The following is a 24,807-nucleotide window of genomic DNA, read 5'->3' on the forward strand; positions in this document are numbered from 1 at the left end:
GGACTTTCAAAAGAAAAATTTAATTTTCTATATGAGAAAGTCCTTTTTTTATGTTCATAAAAAAGTTATAGTACAAAGAGACCCATTAAGCAGTTATAACACAAAGAGTTTTATTGCGCCACTTGCTTTAAATCAATCACACTTGGTCTGAATCAATCATAAATAAGTTTTTGAATGGTTAAGTTATGAGTTTCAAGGAGATCAATATAGCCGTCAGGGGCATTGTTGAGTTTACCGTTTTTAAAAGTTCTAACGATAGGTCGCAGTGGGTGTGAAGCATGATTTTTGAGGATCACTGCTTTTAAACCGTTGGACAATAGTACATATGAACCCGCTGGATATAAAATAATACATCTGCAAAACGTGCTTGCAAGATCAAAATCGAAGAGTGTCCCTGCTGAACCCATAATATACTCAACAACTTCGTGATGAGGATGTGCCAGTCGATGTTTGCGATCGGATGTCATGGCATCGTAGACGTCTGCAAGCATGACGATTTTAGTGTGTGGATGAATTTCAGAACCCACTAAGCCATTTGGATAACCAGATCCGTTTAAGCGTTCATGATGCTGTAACACGATTGATTTGATGTGTGCATTGAAACTCGTATTGTTGCTGAGTATATCATAACTGTATTTAGGATGTTTTTTAATTTCGGCCCATTGACTCTCAGACAACGGCTCGGAATGTTCATATACTTCTTGAGGAATATTCTTATAGCCAATATTGATAAGTATGGAAGCAATCGCAATATTCCTCATATCCTTTGTATTGAGGCCGATTTTTGCGCCAAGCATAATAGCCAATACTGCTGTGTTGATTGCGTGTTCATAAAGGTAATAGCTTTCCGATTTAATATCCATAATGGAGATGGTCAAATCTTGAGAATTTAGAATTTCGTCTATGAGACTGCTGGATACTTGGTCCAATGTATCAATTAACGCTTGACCTGAATCGCCAAAGACGAGTTGCTGTTTCTGCTTGGAAAGACTTGAAAAAAATTCGTCGACACATGTTTTAACGTCGAAAACAGCTTTCTTTCTAATGGCTGGATCGATAATATCTTTAATTTCCTCTTCCAGGATCTCTTCCTCATCAGGATTTTTGACATAAAGTGATTTGAATCCTAAAGCTTTTATGCGTTCAATGCTTTTAGAATTCACAATGGCATTTTTACGTAATAAAATCTGATTGGAAATATTCACAATGTTTTCTGCTAACACTTCATTTTCTTTTAAATATTCAATGGGTTTAAACCGCATAAGTTGTTTTCTCCTTTAAAAATGCATAAATTAGTGCACTTAAGTTAGAGTACATAGATTAAAGCTCATAAATGTTTTTGTAATATAATTATAATTCAAGAGACAATCGCCGTCAAATAATCAGAAGACAACCGGTATCTTATTAAGACTTATCGGCATAATAATTTTTTAAATGAGTCCAATAATCATAATAAATGATTTTTTGATCATAATCCTGCCACAATTGAGTTGTAAAATTAAAGTATAGAATAACGAAAGAGGAGGTTATCGTATGATGTTTTTATTTACAATTGGGATTATAGCGATAGTTTATTATTTTTATCAGCATCATGAGGTACAGAGCGTTCATCGTGTTCATAATCAATCAGAGGATACACCAGAAGTCATCTTGAGCAAGAGATATGTCATGGGTGAAATTGATTCTGAGACTTACGAAAATATGAAAAATGTCATGAAACGTTAAAGTGATGAATTCTTTGCGCAAGTGATTAGCAAGTGATTAGCAAGTCATTAGCAAGTGATTAAAATGTAGAAGACAATAATTATTGAAAATAAGGAGGCAGTAAAAATGATGTTTAATAGAGGTTTTATAGGCCATTCAGGATGTTTTGGTTTTGGGTATTTTGGCATGTGGCAATGGCTTATTGTCATTGGTGTGATTCTTGTCATTGCGTACTTCATTTCAAAAGGCAAAGGACATCGCAAAAGTGATGCAGCCATTATGATTCTAAAGGAAAAGTTTGCTAAGGGTGAAATTACCGAAGAAGAATACACGCGTAGAAAGGAACTTTTGGAAAGAAAATAGTGTATGCCGTATGTTAGTGAAGGCGTTTATGGCAAGTGTGAAGGTCTGAGGGTTAATGGTTATTCAAAGGGTATGATGGGTATCAACTCAGATGACCAAGAGTGTATGCCCTAATTGAAAACAGAAGCTATTGAAAGGTATAGATTAAGCATAAAGGGGAAAGCAGGATGTATTCAATTTTAGTTGTTGAAGACCATAGAGAAATTAGCAATATCGTTTTGAAATATCTTGAAAATGAAGGTTATCAGGGGACACTTGCTGAAAATGGAATAGAAGCTCTAGAATACTTTAATGGCAATACCTTTCACCTTGTGCTCTTGGATATTATGATGCCGGGAGTAGATGGGTTTCAAGTGCTCTCGGAGATCAGAAAAATTTCAGATATTCCTGTTATTATGCTCACTGCCAAACAAGAAGAGGTGGATAAATTGAGAGGATTTGATCAAGGGGCGGATGACTATGTCATAAAGCCCTTTAGTCCTAGAGAGCTCATGAGACGCATTAAGGCGCTTCTCAAAAGGACGTATCCCTCTCATGACGCACAGATCTTGTCTTATGGAAATTTGGAATTGGATTTAAAAAGTATGAAACTCTTTAAAGATCAACATGAAATTATGGTGACAACAGCTGAATTTCTACTGATCAAGACATTTATAATACATCAAGAACAAGTGCTTTCGAGAGAACAAATAATGGCGTTGGCCTTCGGTGAAGCATATGATGGCTATGATCGTAATATCGATAGCTATGTTAAAAGATTGCGTCAAAAAATTGAGGATGACCCAAAAGAGCCTATGTTCATTCATACGAAATACGGCATTGGCTATGTCTTTGGAGGCAAAAAATGATGACGATTCGAAAACTTTGGCTGATTTCATTGATTGGCATTGCAATTTCGTCTATTCTGATCTATGGGATTATTATGACTTCACTTACAAATCAATATTTTAAAGCCTACATGACAGAGAGTTATACAAACCATGTGGAACAGGTTTTAAACTATACAAAGCGAGCGATGAGTGAATCCTCAATTTCTTATCGACAAATGGCGATTGAGCTTGAAACACACATCATAGATCCAATAACACACATCAAATTATACGACAAAGACGGCACTGTATTGGTGGATGTCAACAATAACGAAACTTCAAATTTCATGATGATGAATGGCAAAAGCATGAGAGAAATGATGAAAAATGCTTCAGTGAAATATTCGTCGGAAGTGGATCAGTATGAAATTAGAATAGATGGTGAATTGAAAGCCGTCTTAAATGTCACGCGCCAAAGTTCTGCCGAGAATGGATTTGTCGCACGCCTATTTAAGGCGAATTTAATTCGGAATAGTTTTTTAGCCATTGGCATATCCGTTTTTTTATCGATCATAATAGGCATTTTTATCAGTAAGCATATGGCTAAAAATTTAATAGAAACAGCAGATCTTGCGCAAAGCTTGCTGATGGATGAAAATCTCGAATTTCATAAATCCAATATTAGAGAAGTCAATATTATTCGAGAGAGTCTTGAAAAGTTAAGTACTCGGCTCAAGTTGAAGCAAAAGAGTAGAAAGAAGCTTGTAGATCAATTGGTTCATCAGACTAGAACACCAATGACTGTTTTAAGGACGCATTTAGAGGGCATTGAAGATGAAATCATCAAACTAGATCGTTCAGAGCATGCATTGCTTCAACTCCAAATTGAAGATGTTGCTAAAATTATAGAGAATATGAGCAACGTTATTGACGTTGAAACAATGACATTGCAAACATCCGTTGAAAGCATTGAACTGAGTGCTTTTTTTAGGCAGATGATTGCGGGCTTAAAAGCGCAATTTGACCGCAAGGGGATTGAACTTCAGCTTTTAACGCATGAAAAGCAGACAATAAAATCTGACCGACATCTATTGAGTCAAATGATGTACAATCTTTTGACCAATGCCTACAAGTACACTTCAACTGAAGGAAGCGTCAGTTTGTCCTACGAGACCTTTCAAGATCAATTGATGATTCATATAAAGGATAGTGGGATCGGTATTCCAGCAGAAGAACAAGAACAGATTTTTAATGCCTATTATAGAGGGTCAAATCATGTACAAATATCAGGAGATGGGTTGGGCTTGTATTTGGTTAAAGAAAATTTGAAACTTCTAAATGGCGCAATACAAGTGGTTTCTGAATCTCACGAAGGGTCTGAATTCATTGTGAAGTTACCAATGGTTTTGGAAGAGGTGGATTGAATTGAATCGATTGAAGCGTGCAATTAAAAAACTATTGGATAAGATTGCAGAACAAAATAAAGCTGTGTTTGGAAATCAGCGTTTGGATTGCTGTGATATGAACAAACCGTCGGCTAGAAAACAAAAATAATTAACCAGAAGAATCTTGAGTACTTGACAGGATTCTTTTTTTTATATAAATTATAGTTAGTATTCTAACTATTTAAAAGGAGTTCATATGGCAAAACTACATCTCATGTCCAAATTGGGGATCATTTATCTGAATTGGTCCAGAAAACTTCAAAAGGATCTCGTCCCCTTTAAAATAACGCTTAAGCAGCAGTTTGTCTTAAGGCAATTGATGAAAAAAGAATATCTTTTGCCATCTCAGATTGCAGACATGCTCTATTGTGATCGCCCAACGGCAAGTGTTATTATCAAGAATATGGAAAAGAACAAGTGGATTGTTAAAGAGAAGGACCCAGAGAATGGCAAGCAGTACTTTGTTAAAATCACGGAAATTGGCAGAGAAAAGTTTAATGCACTTGGAGGCGCTTCTGGACCAGAAGCTATGGTTAGACATGATCCCTTGAAATGCCTTGATGAATCTGAAAGAGAAGTGTTAGATGCCCTATTGACGAAGGTCATGCTCAACTTATAAGTTTTTTTAAAAGGATATAGTTAGAATTCAAATTATATATGGAGGCTTATGATGTGGTACAAATGGAAAAATATCAAAGTTAATTATGAAATTGTCGGAGAAGGTAAACCCATTTTAATGATTCATGGTTACACGCCAGACCATAGATTGATGATGGGGTGTATGGAACCTATTTTCGATGCCATGAGCAATTATAAGAGAGTTTATATTGATTTGCCCGGCATGGGACGAACAGAGGGCAGTGACCAAATTAAGAACTCCGATGATATGCTTGAGGTCGTAAGATCATTTGTGAATGAAATCATTGGCAGTGAATCTTTTTTAGTTGCAGGTGAATCCTATGGTGGGTACCTAACACGCGGTCTAATCCACGAGATGCCAGATCAAATTGAAGGTGCTCTTTTTATCTGTGCTATGATTAAGCCACATGATAGAGTAGTTCCTCACAGAGAAATCATCTTAAAAAATCCAGAGCTATTGGCGCGATTATCAGATCAAAAAAGAGAAATGTACGAATCCATCGCTGTGGTTCAAGATGAGCGAACATGGGAGCATTTTAAAACCTATGTCATGCCTGGACTTTTGAAGGCAGATGAGGTTTTTTTGGAGCGTTTGAGGGCTGATGGCTATGGGTTTACCTTTGATGACGCATTGGCCTCTGATGTATTTGAAAAGCCAGTCCTCTTTTTAAATGGAAAGCAAGATACAAGTGTGGGTTATAAAGATGCTTGGGGCATTCTAGATTTATATCCAAGAGGCACATATGTGGCTTTGGATAGAGCAGGGCATAGTCTAGAGGCAGAACAGTCTGTTTTATTTAATGCACTTGTGAAAGAGTGGCTTTTTAGATGTGAAGAAGCAAACGATGAGAGAACTTCCTCATAATAAATAATTATATTTTTGATTTTAGGGTAAAACTTAAGTGGATCAACCCAAAGTAAATTCTAATTATTGGAGGTAGTGATGGATAAGGCAAAGAGTGCAATCGTCTATTATTCTTGGACTGGAAACACTAAAATTGTGGCAGAAGTTTTTGGACAGCTGCTAGATGTTCCAATTGAACCAATTGTTGAAAAAAAAATGAGAGCAAGTGGCAATATACCCTTGGCAGCATTGAGTGCACTGTTGGGTTTCAAAAGTAGAATAGAACCTCTGACAATTGATCTCAATGCAATGACAACACTTTTTGTTGCAGGTCAAGTTTGGGCAGGACATTCAACGCCTGCAATCAATAGCTTTATTCATCAAACCGACTTTAAGGATAAAAAAGTTTGGCTTATTCTCACAGGTGCGGATGAAAACAGACCAGAAAAAGTAATCCATAAGTTGCAAAGTAAAATAATAGATAGGGGCGGAGAAGTCCTAGGCATATATACTTTAAAAACAAGAGCGCTAATTGGCAATAAGGATATTGTCACTCATGAAGAAGTGAGAGCGTCCATCGAAGATTGGCTAAAACAGAATAATCTATTATAAAACAAACCTCTGTCCTCAAATACTAACCCCATTTGAGGACTATTTTAAACAACAAGATTTGAGCCGAAAGCTGAGCTGAGGAATGTTCAACCTCAAACAGCGTCAGCGAAAGTCGCTTTGGGGCATTGAGCAGTGCCCCAAATGTTGTTATATGCAACAAGATTTGAGCCGAAAGCTGTGCTGAGGAATGTTCAACCTCAAACAGCGTCAGCGAAAATCGCTTTGGGGCACAATAAAATTGCATTGACACATAGAATATAGATGGTATATATTATTAACATGATATTTGCGCACATGCGCAAATATGCAATTTATAATATTTAAATGCTTAATAACATACATAGCATATAGATATCATGGAAGCGCATATACTCAAGAAAACTGGAGGCGAACACATAAAATGGAAACAATAATAGGCTATTACCCCATTTTGGATATGGTCTTGGCATTTAGAGAACTCTATAGTCAAGACCGTTTTAAACCTTTTAATCAACCTCTGGAAACTTTGGAATCAAAGTTAAGTGCAGATCAATTGGCTTTTGTGATGCAATATGGAGATCAATCACGTGGTTGGCTTCATTTTATTGAGAAGATCATCATGGATATCAAGCTTGGGCTGACAAATCATGAATCATGGTGGCTGAACCTCTTGTCACATCCTGAAGCGTATGAACTTTCAGCTGTGGAGGCTGAGATGCTTTTTGACATATGGCAGAATAAGGCCTCAACGATTATTACGAACTATCAGGGACAAATCATGTGGGAAACCATAAGAATAAGCGAGGCCCTAAAGCATTCTGATCCATTTTTATTTCTTACAAGTTGTACAGATCGTTTTTTTTATAAAGATGACGAAACGATTCATTTTAACATAAAGCCTGATTTGGAAATGAAAATACAGAATTTTGAAACCATCGTTTTACTGCCCTCTGTGTTTGGATGTAGACAGATTACCTTTTGGTATCACAATTCTGATTTTGTATTTTATTATGCACTTACCAAGCCGTCGCGGAATTTAGTGGAACCAAGCGATATGCTACTGCTCACAACTCAGGCTTTTAACGATAAAACGCGACTAAAACTCTTGAGGCTCTTAAATCAAAAATCCTATAGTGTCAATGAAATGGCAACAATTTTGGATGTGAATGCGAGTACAATTTCAAGACATATGAAGCTCTTCAAGGATGCTGGATTTGTAGAAATTCAAAATAAAGATAAGAATGAAGTGTTTTACACTTTAAACCAAAAGGCAATAGAATTGGGATATGCTGTGCTTTTAAAATATATTCAAGGGGAACAATAATAAACTGTGAGGTATTCGTAGGATGAAAAAAAAGGATAGAGATAAAAGAATAGATAGAAATATAGAAGAGATATCTTTAAACGCCTTTCCTGCGGCGTTTGTTGACCTATATGATGGCTGGGTGATTAGGAGAACACCAAATTATCCCAGCAGACGCATTAATTCTGTCAATGTATTGACGACGTCAAGTGGTGAGGGGATTCATCATAAAATAGATTATTGTGAGGCCTTTTTTAAGGAGCGTTATTCTGAAATTGCCTTTAAGATGACCAATAGAGAGACGCATAACGCTATGGATATCCTGTTGGCATCAAGAGGTTATTTAAAAGTGACACCGACAAATGTGATGATCCTAAATCTGGATACAGATTTTGAGCCAAACCTAAATTTTCAAAGTAAGGACATTGATATGGGGACGCTTACTATGAGCATTGAAGAGACTTTGGAACCGAAATGGTTAGAGGATTATATAGCATTTAAGTGTTTATCTGAAAAAGAGTGCAATGCCTTGCAAGCATGTCTTGGAAAAATATCAAATCCAGTCCTTTATTTGAGTGTTCGAGATCGTGATAAGTGGATTGGAGCGGGTCAAGCAGTGGTTGAAGCGGGTTATGTGGGACTATTTGATATAGCGGTTCATGAGCAATATCGTTGTAAGGGCATTGGTAAAGCAATCATGAGAACACTCCTTGAAAAGGCAAAAGAAATGGGAGCTGAGATTGCCTATCTTCAAGTTGTTGCGGACAATGAAGCTGCAAAGAGGCTCTATGGAAATTTAGGGTTTCAAGAGCTTTATCAATATTGGTACCGCGTTAAGTCATTTTAAAATTTTTTGTTGCTTTTCTCAATTAAGTCATGTTGAAATGATAGTTCTAGGAGGGGTTTTGTGTTAATATAGTCTTTGTGAGGAGGTGCACTATGATTAAAATAAAAAATTGGGTGAGTCCAAAGACCATAGAAGAAGCTTATCAGATTGCAAATGAGAAAATCAATAATCGCATTTTGGGTGGTGGTGCTTTTTTAAGATTGGCACACGATTTAACCATAGATACAGCAGTGGATTTATCTCTTTTGGAACTGGATGAAATCTGTGAAACAGAGCAACATTTTGAAATTGGGGCCATGACGACGCTGAGACAACTGGAAACCAATAAATCATTAAATGATGCTTTTGAAAATATATTTAGGAAGTCATTAGAAAATATTGTGGGCGTGCAGCTTCGCAATATTGCGACAATTGGCGGTACAGTATTTGCTAAGTACGGCTTTTCAGATCTGATCACGGCTTTGATGGTGCTCGAAACATCACTTGTATTTTATAAAAAAGGTGAAATAGCGTTAAGTGAATACCTTAAAACGCCTCGTGCACATAAACGTGATGCCAAGGATATTTTAATTAAAATTAAGATTATGAAACAGCCTATAAAATGCAGTTTTCAAATGCTTAGAAATTCGAGCAGTGACTTTGCCATCATCAATGCGGCAGTGAGCAAAGTGGATGGGCGATATAAGATTGTGGTAGGTGCAAGACCAGGTGTGTCTAATTTTGCACTGGAAGCAATGTCAATTATAAATGATAAAAAAGAGGTCAATCCTGAAAATATAGAAGGGCAAGAGCTCATATTATCTGCTGTTTCCGATAACCTCATCTTTGGAACCAATCGTTTCGGCAGTCAATCCTATAGACAAGCCATGAGTAAAGTGCTTGTTAAGCGTGCCATTAGGGAGGTAAACCATGAAGATTAAAGTGACATTAAATCGTGAGATAAAGTCAATTGAAATAAACCCTGATGATTATTTGTCAGAAGTGTTGCGGGATAATGGGTGCAAAAGTGTAAAACGTGGTTGTGACAAGAGCACTTGTGGCGCTTGTACAGTTTTAGTGGACGACAAGCCTGTTTTATCGTGCACTTATTTGGCTGCAAGAGCTGAAGGCAAATCCATCACAACACTTGAAGGGGAACAAGAAGAGGCGATGAAATTAGGGCAATTGATCGTTGCGGAAGGTGGCGATCAATGCGGTTATTGTACGCCTTCACTTGCGCTTACAGCAATAGCCATGAAGCGAGAACTCGTAAATCCCACAGAAGAAGAGATCATTCACTATATTACAGGTAATCTATGCAGATGTAGTGGTTATGTGGCACAGCTTAAGGGGATTAAGAAATACATGGGGGTGGAATAATGAAAATTGTCAATTCTGCTGCACCGAAAAAAGACGGTATGAAGCTTGCAACAGGCGCACCTGTTTATACCAATGATTTGGCACCTAAAGAATCCTTGATTATTAAATTGCTGAGAAGCGAGCATCACTTTGCGAGAATTAAGCACATAGACACCTCGAAAGCAGAAAAAGTACCTGGTGTGGCTTGTGTGCTTACTTATAAAGATGTACCCAATAAAAGGTTCACAAGGGCAGGCCAAACTTATCCTGAACCATCGCCACAGGACTGGAAAATGCTCGACGAAATTGTTCGGTATAAAGGGGATGAAGTTGCAATTGTTGCAGCTACAACAGAGGCAATTGCCATTAAGGCAATGAAGTTGATCAAGGTAGAATATGAAGTGCTAGAACCTGTGTTAGACTATAAAACTGCCACAGAACATGTCAGCATCGTTCATCCTGAAACAGATGCTTTTACGCACTTTGAATTCGGGTTTAAGCCAGAAAAGAACATAGCATCCTCTTATTTTGTAGAAGTGGGCGACTATGAGAAGGGCTTTGAGGAAAGTGACGTCATTTTGACGAGAAATTATGAAACTCAAGCCACACATCCAGCCATGATGGAACCTGTAACGACCTATACTTATTTAGATCATACAGGTAGACTTGTGGTGGTATCATCGACTCAAATTCCCTTCCACGTGAGGCGCATGATTGCAAATGCAATGGATTTACCCATGAGTCAAGTGCGTGTGATCAAACCAAGAATTGGTGGTGGATTTGGCTGTAAACAATCATCTGCATCTGAATTCTTTCCAGCACTTGTGACGCTTAAGACAGGTAAACCCGCTAAAATCTTTTACACGAGAAAAGAAATTTTTCTGGGGACCACAAGAAGGCATCCCTTTTACTTTGAAGTTAAAATTGGCGCCACTAAGGACGGTATCGTAAAAGCATTTGATGTTAAAGCCACTTCTGACACTGGGGCATATGGCGAACATGCTGGCACAGTAATGAGTGCCTGTGCTGAAAAGATCATGGCATACTACAAGACGGAAGGCTACAGATTTGATGGCAAAGCGGTTTATACCAATCATGTTTCTTCAGGAGCGTATAGGGGCTACGGCAAGACACAGGGTGGGTTTGCCATTGAATCCATCATGAATGAATTGGCACATGAACTGAACATGGATCCCACTGAATTAAGAGAAAAGAACATTATTCATCTAGGAGATCACTTACGACTTGGGACGAGTCATGTGTATGATGAAGATGTCACAAGACAAGACACCTGTGAACTCGAATATTGCCTCAAAAGAGGTCGAGAAATGATCGATTGGTATAATAAATATCCTTCGGTCAAAGTGAGTGATACAAAAGTGAGAGGCGTCGGTATGGCACTTGCCATTCAAGGTTCTGGCGTACTCAATATAGATTCTGGAAGTGCTACTATAAAATTGAATAGCGATGGTTTTTTCACACTTTTGATCAGCGCAACGGACATGGGCACAGGATGTGATACGATTTTATCTCAAATGGCTGCCGAGAGTTTGCAAGTACCACTGGATCGAATTAATGTGTACTCAGCAGATACAGATGTAACACCATATGACGATGGCTCTTACGCTTCAAGTTCAACTTATGTAACCGGCACTGCAGTGCGTAAAGCTTCTGATAAAATGATTGAGACGCTAAAAAGTGAAGTGGCGGCAATTTTATCTGTGCCATGTGATCAAGTGACTTACAGTAACGGTGTGTTCCGTACTGAAGAAAGCACATTGACACTTGAAGCACTGGGTGGGAAGCTCAATCGTAAGCAGATAACCGTCACAGATAGCCACGTGTGCGATAAGGAAGCACCGCCTTATAAGGCAGGATTTGTGGAAGTTGAAATCGATTTGGAGACCGGTCAAATTCATGTGGTGGATTTCGTCGGTGTCATCGACTGCGGGACACCTATCAATACAAATCTCGCAACTGTTCAAGCTCAAGGTGGGATGCTCCAAGGCATAGGCATGGCACTCTATGAGGAATCTGAACGTGCGACAAATGGTGATGAGAAAAATGCCAGCTTTTTAACTTATAAGTTGCCTTCGAGAAAAGACGCATTGATCACTCGTGTTGAGTTTGCACCAAGTTATGAACCCACAGGTCCATATGGCGCAAAATCCATAGGGGAGATTGTCATCAACACAGCCTCACCGGCCATTATGGATGCTATTTTCAATGCAACGGGCATACGTGTCAGAAAATTACCTATAACACCATCTAAATTCTATGAACTTTTGGAGCAAAATAGAGCCTAAAAGATGTGAGCGCATAAGCTATAGTTAGGATATAGTTATGTACAAATAATTTTAGGTCATAAAATTAAAAAGTAAATTAATTAGAATTAAAGGCGTAGGGTTGACATCTATTAGAACAAGTTGTATCCTTGATTAAAACTATTGAAATTAAGCCATTGTATGTCCATAGAATACGTATGCACATACACGTTAGACCAACGATATCAGTCAAGCAACAATTGCTTAATATAAACACTCTTGTCATTAAAAGACAAGAGTGTTTTAAAATAAAAGACTGAAGGCACAATAATCAATACAAGGAGGCATGCATGTCATTTGAATTAGTTAATAAGGTTCTCTCCCCGGCTGAAATAAAAAGTTTACTGCCCGTTCCAAATCACTTGCTAAAAGTTAAAGCGCAACGTGATGTGGAGATAAAGTCGATTTTCACAGGTGAAGACAACCGCTTTATCTTGATTATTGGCCCTTGTTCGGCACATGATCAAGACGCTGTTATGAGCTATGTTACAAAACTTGCTGAAATTCAAGAGAAGGTCAAAGATAAAATTTTGATCATTCCAAGAGTGTATACCAATAAGCCGAGAACCACTGGTGAAGGCTATAAGGGCATGATGCATCAGCCCGATCCAAATGAAACCCCCAATGTAACTGCAGGGATTAAAGCCATACGTAACATGCAACTTAAGGTGTTAGAAAATACACATTTGTCCTCAGCAGATGAAATGCTTTACCCTAATAATTTAGGATATGTTGAAGATCTTTTGGGCTATATCGCCATTGGTGCTAGATCTGTGGAGAACCAACAGCATAGATTGACGGTAAGCGGTGTTGATGGTGCAGTGGGACTGAAAAATCCAACGAGTGGTGACATTGGTGTCATGCTAAATTCAATAAAGGCTGCTCAGCTTGCACACGAATTCATTCACGAAGGTAATGAAGTGAAAACATCGGGCAACCCTCTGGCACACGCTATACTCAGAGGGGCAGTCAATCAATATGGCAGAAATATCCCAAATTATCACTATGAAGATTTAAGATATGTCTCCAAAAAGTATGAAGAGCGCAACTTGGCGAATCAAGCTATTATTGTGGATTGCAGTCATGCAAATTCCATGAAACAATACAAAGAACAACCTAGAATTGCACATGAAGTCCTCAGAAATATGAGATACTCCGAAAATATTGGCAAAATCATAAAGGGACTTATGATTGAAAGCTATCTAGTGGAAGGCTCACAACCCGTTACCGGCACAACATTTGGTCAATCCATAACGGATGGTTGTTTGGGATGGGATCAATCAGAGCGATTAATCCTTGATATTGCCGATCAACTCTAAAATGAACGCGCTGTTGTCTACAGGCGCTGTCGTCTATAAAATCATTGTCCGCCAAAACCTTGTTTTGCCTGACCCGTCCTCGTCTAACCGCTTAGAGCAGGTTAAACATTCCTGCCTCTAAGCTGGACGAAAACTAATGATATTAATAAAAAAACAGATGAAGTTCATAAGATACTCATCTGTTTTTTTGTGCGTTAATCAGGCCTTTTTTTTGACATAAGTCGATCTGGTAGTGTTTCAAATCCATATTGCGCATAGAGGCCGTGGGCATCAGCAGTGGCCAGAATACCTCGAATACCCGAAATTGTCTTGTGATTGGTGATTGTGGAAACTAATTTTTTACCGAGCCCTTGGCCTCTGTGTTCTGCATCGATAATAACATCACATAACCAGTAAATCGTTGAATAATCAGTCACGACCCGGCCAAAGCCCACAAGTTCATCCTCTAAAAATACGCCGAAATTGAGAGAGTGTGCCATTGCAGATTCAATGAGTTCTAATGGTCTATCTTTAGCCCAATAGGATTGCTCTAAGAGCTTCTTAACAGAAGCGCTGTTTGTCTTGCCTTTTATGATTTGGATTGCATAAGTTGAATTCATATGTTGTACCTCCTTAAAATTCTTATATAATGACTATAGAGGTATTTAAAGAACGACACAATAGTATTAAAATGGTTCTGTACTAAGACAGAAAGGAACAACAGATGATTCAAGATAAAAATACTCAGGTCTATCATGACATTATAAAGTTAATTCAGGAGAATCAGTATAAATTGAATCAAAAATTGCCGAGTTGTAGAGTTTTGGCAAAATCACTGGGTGTCAATAAACTCACTGTACAAAAGGCTTATAAAAAACTGGAACAAAATCATATGGTCTATGCAGTTGAAAGAGGCGGATATTACCTCACTAGGACATTTGAAGTTGAATCTAATACTGTAGTGTATACGGATTTCACACGTGTAATTCCAGAAAATAACATGGTGCCATATACTCTTTTCTTGAGTGCTATGGAAAGTGCAATGGTTCAATATAAAAACACACTCTTGCATCTGGGCGATATACAGGGATTGACATCACTCAGAGATTTACTTGCCAAGCTATATGAGGAAGACGGTATTTATGTAAAAAAAGAGCAGATTATGATTACAAATGGTATACAGCAGGGGATATACTTGATTTTTCAATTGCTATTTGGAGATCGGCAAAAGACGTTGCTCATGGAAAATCCTACTTATAGCCTTGCGCTAGAACTTGCCGTTTCTATGGGGATTACTGTTGAAACGATTGAAAGGAAAGTTGATGGATACGATCTTAAAAAGCTAGAGACTTTATTTAAGAGAGAGGATATAACAGCTTTTTACCTGATTGCAAGGCATCATAACCCAACCGGGTATAGTTTAGACGAACCGATAAAAAGAGAAATCGTTACACTTGCCAATGCGTACAATGTGACTTTAATAGAAGATGACTATTTGGCAGAATTGGCCCCTAAAAAGCGGCAGATGCCCCTAATTTATTATAATTTAGGTGAGCAACACTTTTACTTGAGAGGGTTTTCGAAGACATTTATTCCTGGAATTAGAATAGGCGCTATGATTTTTCCAAAAATCTATAGTGATACGCTCAAACATTTAAAGCACATTAATGATCTAGGGACGTCCAAGACCAATCAAGCGGCTCTTGAGGTCTTTATTAAATCGGGTATGTATGAAAAACATATTCAAAAGATTCGTAAACACTATACGCAAAAAATGGCTAAGGCCAAAGCTATCTTTAAAGAGGATAAAAATATTAACGAGACTAAAGGTGTGCAATGGCATGTTCCAGAAGGTGGTATTTTTATTTGGGGAGAGTTTGAGGAGACCGTTCAAGTGGATGCCATTATCGAACAGTTGAGAGCAGAGGGCATTCTTTTAAAAGAAGGCTCTTCCTTTGGCAGTCAAAAAAAATGTATCAGAATCAGCCTGATTAGCGTTCCGATACATGATGTTGAAAAATTGAAGCGTGTTAGAGTATTATTTGAAGCCTAATCCTCCAGAAAGAGAAGCCTATCCGTTGGAAATTCTACGAAGATCATTTCTTTTATCTGTGCTCTTTTTTCGTGCGGTACATCCAGTTGAACGTGATAATCTTCTGGGCCGCTAGGGGGACGATTGAACTTAACGTAAAGCGTTGACTGTGTGGGCATTTTTACGATGTCGGAGATCCAACCTTGAATTTGATTGGATGCTCTAGAGGCTGTGGATGCATCCACGCATTTTAGATGATGATTGCGAATACCCAGAGTAGAGCATTTAGTGGAAGCTGCTGGCGCTTGTAGGCACATGGGAAGCTCAATGCCCCAATCTTTGCAAATTATTTTCTGGGATGCGGCGATGTCAAACTTAGAAAAGTTTTTACACCCTGTTATTTTAGCGGATTCAAGTGTAAGGGGATTGGTGAATAAAGTAGTTTTATGACTGATGCTGTCAATTTGTCCCTGTTTAATCACTGCAATATCATCACAGAGATAATAAGCCTCATCCATTTGATGAGTCACATAGAGTGTTTTAACCTTAAAAAGACTGAGATACTGTGCCATTTCTTTGATCATTTCTTTTCTAAGGTGTTCATCTAGTGCAGAAAAGGGCTCGTCTAATAAAAGCATATCAGGATTGGTGGCAAGTGCACGCGCCAATGCCACACGTTGTTGCTGTCCGCCTGAAATTTGAGAGGGATATTTATGTTCAAGACCATTGAGGTGAAGTTTTGAAATTAGAGTGATGAGGTTTGTTTCTTGATCGTCACGTTTACGATGTAGGCCAAATGCGATATTTTCTCTAACCGTCAAGTGCGGGAAGAGCGCATAATTTTGAAAGACATATCCAGTTTTCCGATCTCTAGGTTTTAGATTGATGTGAGCGTGACTGCTAAAGAATGTCCTTTTATTGATTTCGATGCAACCTGAATCGGGTTTAACGAGCCCGGCAATACATTTGAGCAACATGCTTTTACCTGAACCAGAAGCGCCGAGTATGCCAAGAATGGATGCTTCGGTATGAAGTGACAAATCGAGGTGAAATCCCTGTAGTTTTTTTTGAATATCGATTTGAATACTCAAAGGCTTACCTCCTAGACCCCAGTTTTTTAGTAAATTGATATTGGTTCCAATAATTCATAGAGACAAGTGTCACAAGTGAAATGGAGAAGATGATCATAACCCATACGAATGCCAATTTCATGTTGCCGCTTTGAGTTGCAAAGTAAATGGCAATGGGAATTGTTTGCGTTTTACCTGGAATACTGCCTGCAACCATCAGTGTGGCACCAAACTCACCAAGTGATCTAGAAAAAGATAACGCAGTTGCAGCGGCTATACCGGGCCAAGCTAAGGGTAAGGAAACCTTGGCAAAAACAGTCCATTCGGAAACGCCCAATGTGCGGGCGGCGTCGGCAATGTTGGGATCAAGCTGTTCAAAAGCGGAAAGAGAAGTTTTATACATCAGAGGCAATGAAACTACCACAGATGCAATCACTGCCGCATACCATGAAAAGATGATTTTGACATCGAATAGAGCTAGAAAATTGCCGATGGGGCCGTTTTTCCCAATGAGGAGTAAGATGATAAATCCCGCTACTGTAGGTGGCAAAACGAGAGGCAACGTGATAATACCATCGATGAGCGCCTTGAATTTGCCCTTATATTGCCACATGCACCATGACAACAAAAGCCCAATGACAAAAGTAATGGCTGTTGAAACACATGTGACTTTTAAAGAAATTAATGCTGGGGTAAAATCAAATGACATTCTGATGCCTCCGTACGCGTTATAGTCGAACCATTTTGGTTTATTGTGCAGATAAAAAACCGTATTTTAAGAAAACGTTCATGGTGTCTTGTTCGCTTAAAAAGTTTAAAAACTCAGTTGCTTCTGCTATATGTTTAGTTTCCTTTATAACCACTGCTGGGTATATAATGGTCTTATGAGAATCTGCAGGGGCATTGGATAAGATCTTTACACTTTTAGAATTGGCTGCATCTGTTGAGTAGACAATACCTAAATCCGCATTATCTGTTTCAACCCAAGTCAGCACTTCTTTGACATCTTTTGCGAAAACTGCATGTGTATAAACGGCGTCTTTAATGCCGAGCGTTGTCAAAATTTCTTCCGCATATTGACCAGCAGGCACGCTTTCTGGTTGTCCAATACCAATTTTATCATAATCAGCAGTATCTAGAGCATCAAATTCAAGTGCATTTAGTGGTGAATTTAAGTGGGTCACAAGGACGATTTCATTTTTTAAGAGATTGACAAGCGAATCATCGATAATTAAAGATTTTTCTTTTAAGAGGTTTGTGTATTTTGGAGATGCAGATAAAAAGACATCCACATCCGCACCCTGTTCAATCTGTTGTTCCAAACTGCCTGAACTCGCAAAATTCAATAAAAGTGTATTCCCAAGGAATTTTGTTTCATAGAGCGTTTTTATTTCTGATAAAGCTTCTGTCATACTTGCTGCAGCGGAAATCGTAAGGGTAACTTCTTGTGATGTAACCGTTGCTTCCTCTGATGTGCCACTTGCTTTGTCAGCGCTGATCTGATTTGAAGCAGGTTCTTTGGAATCGCTATTTTCAGTGTTGGGTTTAGATTGACAACTGGTGAGTATAAATAGAGTAACTAACATAAATGTCATAAAAAAGTAAAACGATATCCTTGAAAAAGGTGTCTTTGTCTTTCTCATAAATGCCTCCTGAGGATTAATGGTTGTAGATCCATAGTTAGATAAAAATTACCAATTGTTCTGTATTGTTATTTATTGTTCATTATGAAATGATATCATTGTCTTTCATTATAAAGTTTTATATAATGAAAAGCAATATAAAGCTTTTTCAACGCAAAAACATTTATATCGGAGGAAAACATGAATTCAGATATCTTATACACACCAGAAGAAATTGCAAGCATTCTTAAACTCAAAAAGAATACAATTTATGAAATTATTAAGCGTGGCGAACTTGAAGCACATCGGATCGGTAAAAGTCTTCGAATATCACAATCGCAATTTGATTATTATCTGCTTAAAGTCAAGGGGTCGGAAAATATATATACTGGTGAGGTTATCGTTGAAGATCAGGAAACCAATGTTCTAGTGGATCAAGTCAAAATTCATGTGATCACAGCACATGAGGGTACGGTTAAGATCGCCATAAAACCTGAGGACGTCATTTTGAGCACGGGGACATTTAAGTGTAGTGCACGCAATCAATTAAAAGGAGAAGTCCTTGAAGTTATAGAAGGGGATTTAAGTGTCAAGGTCATTTTGGATATTGGCATTCAGCTGGTGGCAGAAATCACAAAAACATCTCTGAAAGCGCTTGAAATCAAGAAGGGATCTACTCTTTTTGCAGTTTTTAAATCCGTTGCAGTGAAAGTTTATAAGTAAGCGCAAGATTTTAATCTAAAGGGCTCGATGGATAGGGCATGCCACATATAAATAAAAGCATGCTAAATATAAAAAAGGACGATATCATAATAAGAGATGTTCCTTAAATTGAATTTATAAAAGATGTCTATGTTAGAATGACTTTTTTTGTGGTATATATAGTTCAACAACGATAAAGGAGGCGCATGATGAAGTTAAAAAAAGATGCGTATGAAAAAGAGCTTGCAAGACTTCAAGTGGAACTTGTCAAATTACAGGAGTGGATTGTTCATGAGGGCTTGAAGGTTGTCGTCATTTTTGAAGGGAGAGATGCGGCTGGCAAGGGCGGTGCTATAAAGCGCATTACGGAGTGTTTAAATCCTAGGACTTGTAGAGTGGTTGCTCTCCCTAAACCAACTGAAAAAGAAAGCACACAATGGTATTTTCAGCGCTATGTTGCACACCTGCCAAGTGCTGGTGAAATGGTTCTCTTCGACAGAAGCTGGTATAATAGAGCTGGAGTAGAACGCGTTATGGGATTCTGTTCAGATGATCAATACTGGGAATTTTTAAAGTCTGTGCCTGAATTTGAAAACCAATTGATTCGATCTGGGATCATCATCATCAAATATTGGTTTTCTGTGAGCGATGATGAGCAAGAAGCGAGATTCCAAGCGCGGATAAATGATCCAACTAAACAATGGAAACTAAGTGATATGGATTTAGAGGCACGCTCCAAATGGGTTGAGTATTCAAAGGCAAAAGACGTCATGTTCCAATATACGGATACGGAATCTTCACCTTGGTATGTTATTGATTCAGATATTAAAAGAAATGCACGTATTAATTGCATCTCACATTTGTTGTCGCATATACCTTATGAAGAAGTGGCGCATAAGAAACTGGAATTGCCAGAACGACAGGAAAATACAGGTTACATGAGACCTCCAATTGATTCTCAAACTTATGTGCCCGATGTAGCAAGTGAAATTGCAAAATCCATGAAGGAAAAAGAGGCAAAGAAAGATGGCAAGAAAGACGGCAAGAAAGATGAGGTGCAAGGGGAGAATGCTAAAATTCAAAGTGAGACCTCTAAAAGAAAAAGACCAACAAAGAAAGATCGAAAACGCAAAAAAAGGTAGTTCTTATTTCCAAAGTTGACTTTTCAAGGTATAATGTTAGGAAGTCAAAAAAAGGAACAGGGACATGAAAGAAACCGAAAAAAAATGTTATTATTTAGGTCAACTCTATCCTATTCATATACGTATTGAGGATGACATATCAAGTAAAAAAATAGAATTCGATGGTGAAAGATTTATACTGGAGATCGCAATGCCTCAAGATGATGCCATTGAACAGTTGCTTAAACAATTTTACACGAGATCTCTTACAAAACTACTCAATAAGAGATTGAAGTTTTATCAGTCGCTAATGAAAGTAAAATATAAAGGTTTTTCGATTGAAACCCATCCTCAAAGGTGGGGGAGTTGTAATAATGCAAAGCACCTCACGTTTCATTGGCAGCTGGCGATGTTTCAACCTGAGGTCATCGATTATGTCATTGTGCATGAACTCTGTCACACAGTTCATCTAAATCATGATCGCTCCTTTTGGCGATTGGTCGGCAAGTATTGTCCAAACTATAAACAGATTATGCCGATACTTGGCACTGAAAAAACGCGGACATAAACGCCCTCAATAATCCACAGAAACTTAATAATCAACTGCAAATGATTCAGAATGTCTATTGATAATAAACGATCCATGGAAAATAGGTATACGATAATGTATGCCTTTTTTTCCGTTATAAGTATCTTTCAATGACCAAAACAAAATATCTACTGTGTATCTATTCGATGTACTAAAATGATATGAGCAGTTATTTAGTTATATGCAGTATATGCAGTATCGAGAAATGTGTGATTTGAGGTCAAAATGCGTGAATTGAGAGAAAAGTGTAATTGGGTACGTAGGTAAGCTCTGATGGCAAAATGTTTGATTAAATGCATTCAGGGGTAAATAGTGAAGAACAATTCCGTTTTGTGGAGCGTTTAAGTGGAACATTAAAAAAGTAGCCATTTATAAGTTTAAAAGAGCATGAACATAAAGTCCTAATAACAAGAAAACTGTAATTGGAACACTTTCAGAAAATTCAATTAAAATGTATTTTTGTAAATTCTTAGAATAGATCTTTAAAAAAACCTAGCAAAACCGTAGGAATTGTGGTATAATTATTTGAGTGTTATATATTTAACACAAATAGAAAACAAGAAAGATAAAGGGGTAATTAAAATGAAAAAGTATATTGGATTAGTAGTTGTATTAACACTATTGGTATCAATGTTTGCTGGTTGTGCGAAAAAAGAGGAAACGCCAACTGCACCTGCTGAAACAACACCAGAGAGCACTGAACCTGCTGCAGCTGAACCAACAGATGCTGTAACAACAGCATCAATTGTAACAGAAGGACCAGCACTTGTTAATGCATTAAGTGCAAACGGTGCGTGGATTGCGGCAACTTTAAACGATATCACTTTAACTGAAGATCTTGTGGTTGAAGGCGAATTTACAAACAAAGATAAAATTGCTAGAAAATTAGCGCCATATACTCAAGACGCAGATCACAACATCACAGCTTCTTTTACAATCACTGCACCTAAAATGATCGTAAAAAGTGAAAACTTCAAGTTCCAAGGTGGTATATTTGTTGGTGATATCTATGTAGAAGCGAATGGATTCCAAGTTTCTATGGCAACTGTAAAAGGCAATATCTACTATGCTTCTCAAGAGTACATGGACTCGGCTGTGATCACAGAAGACAGTGTTGTTGAAGGGAAACAAGAAGTTGCAGAAGCGACAGATGCTGTAACAACTGCATCAATCGTAACAGACGGACCAGCACTTGTAAATGCATTAAGCGCAAATGGTACTTGGATTGCAGCAACATTAAATGACATCACTTTAACTGAAGATTTAGTAGTTTTCGGCGAATTCACGAACAAAGAAAAAATTGCTAGAAAATTAGCGCCTTATACTCAAGATGCCGATCATAATATCACAGCTTCTTTTACAATCACTGCGCCTAAAATGACTGTACAAAGCGAAAACTTTAAGTTCCAAGGTGGCACATTTGTTGGTGATATTTATGTACAAGCTAATGGATTCCAAGTTTCTAAAGCAACAGTAGAAGGAAACATCTACTATGAGCTTAAAGAATATATGGATTCAGCAATCATTACAGATGATTCAACTGTAACTGGGACTATGGAAGTTAAATAATTAAAATTAAAAACTGAATATAGAAGTAGGTTGAAATATGGACACCTAGGGGTGTCCATATTTTTTGTAAAAAATTAAGTACAAATGGAAGATGTTGACAACGAGACTTTTGTCCTATAATATATTACATATAATTATTATATTTATTCCAATATTGTTAGGAGATCAAAAGTTAAAAGTAGAGCATGCCTCAACCCGATGGTGTCATTTAACTGAAGCATAGGATTAGGATATAGAACAAGATAGAGACAACTCACGCGAAAATGACTTTAGATGTACTGACCATACATACGTTATACGAAAACTTATTTGGATTATAGGACACATTATATTATATGAGTTCATCGGGCTATGTAGACTTATATTATAAAGTCTACATAGCCCGATGAGCTCTGTTTTTCGTTGGCATTTTGGAATAAGTGTAATGTTATAAGACACTATTTGAAAGGAACTTAAAGCCAATGGAAACTCAACAAGAACCTGTTTTAAAGACCCTAAAAAGCCTCATTGTAGTGGCTGGACTTAACAATATCTATATGGACTATGATCAAATCGTACATCAATTTGCCCTTGAAGGTGAATTGTCAGATCAAACGCTGTTGCGCATTTCTAAACAATATGGCTTAAAAGCCAAATTTCACAACTATAACAAGTCTCATATCGAAAAAATTCCCCTGCCTGCACTCATACAGTTTAACGATGGCACTTATGTGGTTTTAGCTCAATTCAGAGATGACAAGGTCTTATATTTAGATCCAGATCATCCGATGCCTAAAGTTATGTTAAAAGAGCAATTCCTTTCGGAAATAACGGGCAAAGCCCTTCTCGTGGCAGATCGTAAATTTTTAAATAGAGATGTGGTCTTTGGACTTAAATGGTTTATTCCCACCATTATCAAATTCAAAAAATCTTTCGCTGAAGTGCTCATAGGTGCTTTTACCCTTCAACTGCTTGGACTGGGTGCACCATTAGTGACTCAGGTAATCATCGATAAAGTATTGATGCATAAGAGCTTCTCCACACTGAACGTGTTGATGATTGGACTCTTGCTCATCGCCTTTTTTGAAATGGTGCTGGGAATCGCCAAGAATTACGTGTTCACGCATTCCACCAATAGGATTGACGTCATTTTAAGTGCGCGGTTATTCAATCATCTCTTTAGATTGCCCCTCAAATACTTTGAAAGTAGACGGGTTGGGGATACCATCGCACGCGTTAGAGAAGTGGAAAACATCAGGCGGTTTCTCACAGGGGCTCCCCTGTCCAGTGTACTGGATGTGATGTTTATCGCCGTATACCTCTTTGTGATGTGGCTATACAGTGCCACGCTGACGAAGATCGTCTTACTGACATTACCCCTATTCATATTATTATCCATCATTGTAACGCCCATGTTTAAAGCAAGGCTTGAAGACAAGTTTACATATGGGGCTGAGTCTCAGTCCTTTTTAGTGGAAGCTGTTTCAGGGGTTCAAACGATTAAATCATTTGCCCTTGAACCTCTATCTCAAAAAAGATGGGAAGATAAAATCTCCCAATTCACCACAGCTTCTTTTAAAACGGCAATCCTAGCGGGAAACGCAGGGGCGATCGGACAGTTTATTCAAAGAGGCATGGATTTAGCCATCCTCTGGACAGGTGCACATCTGGTGATGAGTAATACCATCAGTATCGGTCAATTAATTGCATTTAGAATGCTTTCAGGCAGGGTCAGCGGCCCAATCCTACGCATCGTACAGATGTGGCAGGACTTTCAGCAGACCAGCGTTTCAATAGAACGCCTAGGCGATATCTTTAACACGAAACCAGAACCCAGTACAGATGGGCAGAAAGTCAAATTACCAGCGATTATCGGTGATATCAGCTTTCAAAATGTGACTTTTAGATATCGAATTGATGGACAAGAAATTATAAGAGATCTATCCGTGAACATAAAAGCGGGCACCACAGTGGGCATTGTCGGCAGAAGTGGGTCGGGTAAGAGCACACTTTCAAAGCTTGTACAAAGACTGTACTTGCCCGAGAAAGGTAAAATTCTCATCGATGGCGTGGATATTTCCATGGCAGATCCCTCATGGCTGAGACGACAAATCGGCGTGGTTTTGCAAGAAAATTTCTTGTTCTCAGGAACGGTTAAAGACAATATCTGCATACATCATCCCACGGCATCTATGGAATCTATCATGGAAGTGGCTCAGGTGGCAGGTGCGCACGAGTTTATACTTGAACTTCAAGAGGGCTATGATACACAAGTGGGCGAAAAAGGTACGGCACTCTCTGGTGGTCAACGTCAGCGCATCGCCATTGCCAGAGCACTTTTAACAAATCCGAGGATACTGATTTTCGATGAGGCGACTTCTGCACTAGATTATGAATCCGAGCGCATTATTCAAAAGAATCTTTCTAAGATCTGTCAAGGTCGGACGGTGCTCATCATAGCACATAGGCTTTCGACGATTCAAGGTGCGGATGGCATCATGGTGGTAGAGAAAGGTAAAATCGTGGAGATGGGTACGCATCAGAATCTATTAACTCGAAAAGGGCTATACCATTATCTCTTTAATCAACAATCAAACGATGAAAGGAGGGGGTAATCC

25 protein-coding genes are annotated in these 24,807 nt (G+C 38.2%); 20 read left to right on the forward strand and 5 right to left on the reverse strand.

Annotated elements, in window-relative coordinates; all coding sequences use genetic code 11:
• Positions 1–152 precede the first annotated feature (152 nt).
• Positions 153–1,262, reverse strand: coding sequence for an HD-GYP domain-containing protein (locus tag ISU02_RS05825; protein ID WP_194700865.1), 1,110 nt, complete (start codon positions 1,260–1,262; stop codon positions 153–155).
• 271 nt (positions 1,263–1,533) lie between these two features.
• On the opposite strand from ISU02_RS05825, the gene ISU02_RS05830 reads away from it, so the two are divergent.
• From ISU02_RS05830 to ISU02_RS05895, 14 genes are all read left to right on the forward strand, one after another.
• Positions 1,534–1,725 (forward strand): SHOCT domain-containing protein, encoded by a 192-nt coding sequence (locus ISU02_RS05830; protein WP_194700866.1) that lies wholly within the window; start codon positions 1,534–1,536, stop codon positions 1,723–1,725.
• 105 nt (positions 1,726–1,830) lie between these two features.
• Positions 1,831–2,067 carry an SHOCT domain-containing protein gene (locus ISU02_RS05835; protein WP_194700867.1) on the forward strand — a complete coding sequence of 79 codons (237 nt, stop codon included), beginning with the start codon at positions 1,831–1,833 and terminating at the stop codon, positions 2,065–2,067.
• A 167-nt stretch (positions 2,068–2,234) separates the two neighbouring features.
• Positions 2,235–2,915 carry a response regulator transcription factor gene (locus tag ISU02_RS05840; RefSeq protein WP_194700868.1) on the forward strand — a complete coding sequence of 227 codons (681 nt, stop codon included), beginning with the start codon at positions 2,235–2,237 and terminating at the stop codon, positions 2,913–2,915.
• Positions 2,912–4,300, forward strand: coding sequence for a sensor histidine kinase (locus ISU02_RS05845; protein ID WP_194700869.1), 1,389 nt, complete (start codon positions 2,912–2,914; stop codon positions 4,298–4,300). Before ISU02_RS05840 ends, ISU02_RS05845 begins: the two co-directional genes overlap by 4 nt.
• Before the next feature lies 1 nt (position 4,301).
• Positions 4,302–4,430, forward strand: a complete 129-nt coding sequence (locus tag ISU02_RS24095) for an LDCC motif putative metal-binding protein (RefSeq protein ID WP_267459414.1) — start codon at positions 4,302–4,304, stop codon at positions 4,428–4,430.
• 87 nt (positions 4,431–4,517) lie between these two features.
• Positions 4,518–4,940 carry a MarR family winged helix-turn-helix transcriptional regulator gene (locus ISU02_RS05850; RefSeq protein WP_194700870.1) on the forward strand — a complete coding sequence of 141 codons (423 nt, stop codon included), beginning with the start codon at positions 4,518–4,520 and terminating at the stop codon, positions 4,938–4,940.
• Positions 4,941–4,991: 51 nt separating this feature from the next.
• Positions 4,992–5,825 carry an alpha/beta fold hydrolase gene (locus ISU02_RS05855; RefSeq protein WP_194700871.1) on the forward strand — a complete coding sequence of 278 codons (834 nt, stop codon included), beginning with the start codon at positions 4,992–4,994 and terminating at the stop codon, positions 5,823–5,825.
• A 78-nt stretch (positions 5,826–5,903) separates the two neighbouring features.
• Positions 5,904–6,416, forward strand: coding sequence for a flavodoxin family protein (locus ISU02_RS05860; RefSeq protein WP_194700872.1), 513 nt, complete (start codon positions 5,904–5,906; stop codon positions 6,414–6,416).
• A 400-nt stretch (positions 6,417–6,816) separates the two neighbouring features.
• Positions 6,817–7,719 carry a helix-turn-helix domain-containing protein gene (locus tag ISU02_RS05870; RefSeq protein WP_194700874.1) on the forward strand — a complete coding sequence of 301 codons (903 nt, stop codon included), beginning with the start codon at positions 6,817–6,819 and terminating at the stop codon, positions 7,717–7,719.
• Positions 7,720–7,741: 22 nt separating this feature from the next.
• Positions 7,742–8,545, forward strand: a complete 804-nt coding sequence (locus tag ISU02_RS05875; protein ID WP_194700875.1) for a GNAT family N-acetyltransferase — start codon at positions 7,742–7,744, stop codon at positions 8,543–8,545.
• Positions 8,546–8,637: 92 nt separating this feature from the next.
• Positions 8,638–9,465: an FAD binding domain-containing protein gene (locus ISU02_RS05880; protein WP_194700876.1), complete on the forward strand. Its 828-nt coding sequence runs from the start codon at positions 8,638–8,640 to the stop codon at positions 9,463–9,465.
• Positions 9,455–9,904, forward strand: a complete 450-nt coding sequence (locus ISU02_RS05885; RefSeq protein WP_194700877.1) for a (2Fe-2S)-binding protein — start codon at positions 9,455–9,457, stop codon at positions 9,902–9,904. Before ISU02_RS05880 ends, ISU02_RS05885 begins: the two co-directional genes overlap by 11 nt.
• Positions 9,904–12,189, forward strand: coding sequence for a xanthine dehydrogenase family protein molybdopterin-binding subunit (locus tag ISU02_RS05890; RefSeq protein WP_194700878.1), 2,286 nt, complete (start codon positions 9,904–9,906; stop codon positions 12,187–12,189). The genes ISU02_RS05885 and ISU02_RS05890 overlap by 1 nt, the downstream gene beginning before the upstream one ends.
• Before the next feature lie 308 nt (positions 12,190–12,497).
• Positions 12,498–13,526, forward strand: a complete 1,029-nt coding sequence (locus ISU02_RS05895; protein ID WP_194700879.1) for a 3-deoxy-7-phosphoheptulonate synthase — start codon at positions 12,498–12,500, stop codon at positions 13,524–13,526.
• Between the two features lie 194 nt (positions 13,527–13,720).
• On the opposite strand, the gene ISU02_RS05900 is transcribed toward ISU02_RS05895, so the two are convergent.
• Positions 13,721–14,125, reverse strand: coding sequence for a GNAT family N-acetyltransferase (locus ISU02_RS05900; protein ID WP_194700880.1), 405 nt, complete (start codon positions 14,123–14,125; stop codon positions 13,721–13,723).
• Between the two features lie 104 nt (positions 14,126–14,229).
• Here ISU02_RS05900 and ISU02_RS05905 point away from each other — a divergent pair, with 104 nt between their 5' ends.
• The gene (locus tag ISU02_RS05905) at positions 14,230–15,558 is read left to right on the forward strand and encodes an aminotransferase-like domain-containing protein (RefSeq protein ID WP_194700881.1); all 1,329 of its coding nucleotides are present in this window, start codon (positions 14,230–14,232) and stop codon (positions 15,556–15,558) included.
• On the opposite strand, the gene ISU02_RS05910 is transcribed toward ISU02_RS05905, so the two are convergent.
• From ISU02_RS05910 to modA, 3 genes are read right to left on the reverse strand one after another with little or no spacing between them, the layout of a single operon-like run.
• Entirely contained in the window at positions 15,555–16,628 is a 1,074-nt protein-coding gene (locus ISU02_RS05910) for a sulfate/molybdate ABC transporter ATP-binding protein (protein ID WP_194700882.1), read from the reverse strand. The genes ISU02_RS05905 and ISU02_RS05910 overlap by 4 nt on opposite strands.
• 4 nt (positions 16,629–16,632) lie before the next feature.
• Positions 16,633–17,316, reverse strand: coding sequence for a molybdate ABC transporter permease subunit (gene modB / locus ISU02_RS05915; RefSeq protein ID WP_194700883.1), 684 nt, complete (start codon positions 17,314–17,316; stop codon positions 16,633–16,635).
• A gap of 40 nt (positions 17,317–17,356) precedes the next feature.
• Positions 17,357–18,250: a molybdate ABC transporter substrate-binding protein gene (modA, locus tag ISU02_RS05920; RefSeq protein WP_194700884.1), complete on the reverse strand. Its 894-nt coding sequence runs from the start codon at positions 18,248–18,250 to the stop codon at positions 17,357–17,359.
• 180 nt (positions 18,251–18,430) lie between these two features.
• On the opposite strand from modA, the gene ISU02_RS05925 reads away from it, so the two are divergent.
• The 5 genes from ISU02_RS05925 to ISU02_RS05945 all read left to right on the forward strand — a co-directional run bounded on the left by ISU02_RS05925 (position 18,431) and on the right by ISU02_RS05945 (position 24,804).
• Entirely contained in the window at positions 18,431–18,952 is a 522-nt protein-coding gene (locus tag ISU02_RS05925; protein WP_194700885.1) for a helix-turn-helix domain-containing protein, read from the forward strand.
• Between the two features lie 188 nt (positions 18,953–19,140).
• Positions 19,141–20,073: a polyphosphate kinase 2 gene (gene ppk2 / locus ISU02_RS05930; RefSeq protein ID WP_207736203.1), complete on the forward strand. Its 933-nt coding sequence runs from the start codon at positions 19,141–19,143 to the stop codon at positions 20,071–20,073.
• A 64-nt stretch (positions 20,074–20,137) separates the two neighbouring features.
• Positions 20,138–20,620 (forward strand): M48 family metallopeptidase, encoded by a 483-nt coding sequence (locus ISU02_RS05935; protein WP_194700887.1) that lies wholly within the window; start codon positions 20,138–20,140, stop codon positions 20,618–20,620.
• Positions 20,621–21,223: 603 nt separating this feature from the next.
• Entirely contained in the window at positions 21,224–22,210 is a 987-nt protein-coding gene (locus tag ISU02_RS05940; RefSeq protein ID WP_194700888.1) for a hypothetical protein, read from the forward strand.
• Between the two features lie 461 nt (positions 22,211–22,671).
• A complete protein-coding gene (locus ISU02_RS05945; RefSeq protein WP_194700889.1) occupies positions 22,672–24,804 on the forward strand; it encodes a type I secretion system permease/ATPase in 2,133 nt (710 codons plus the stop codon).
• Positions 24,805–24,807: the final 3 nt, after the last annotated feature.

Source organism: Fusibacter ferrireducens (genome assembly GCF_015352425.1).
GTDB classification, from domain to species: Bacteria; Bacillota; Clostridia; order Peptostreptococcales; family Acidaminobacteraceae; genus Fusibacter_A; species Fusibacter_A ferrireducens.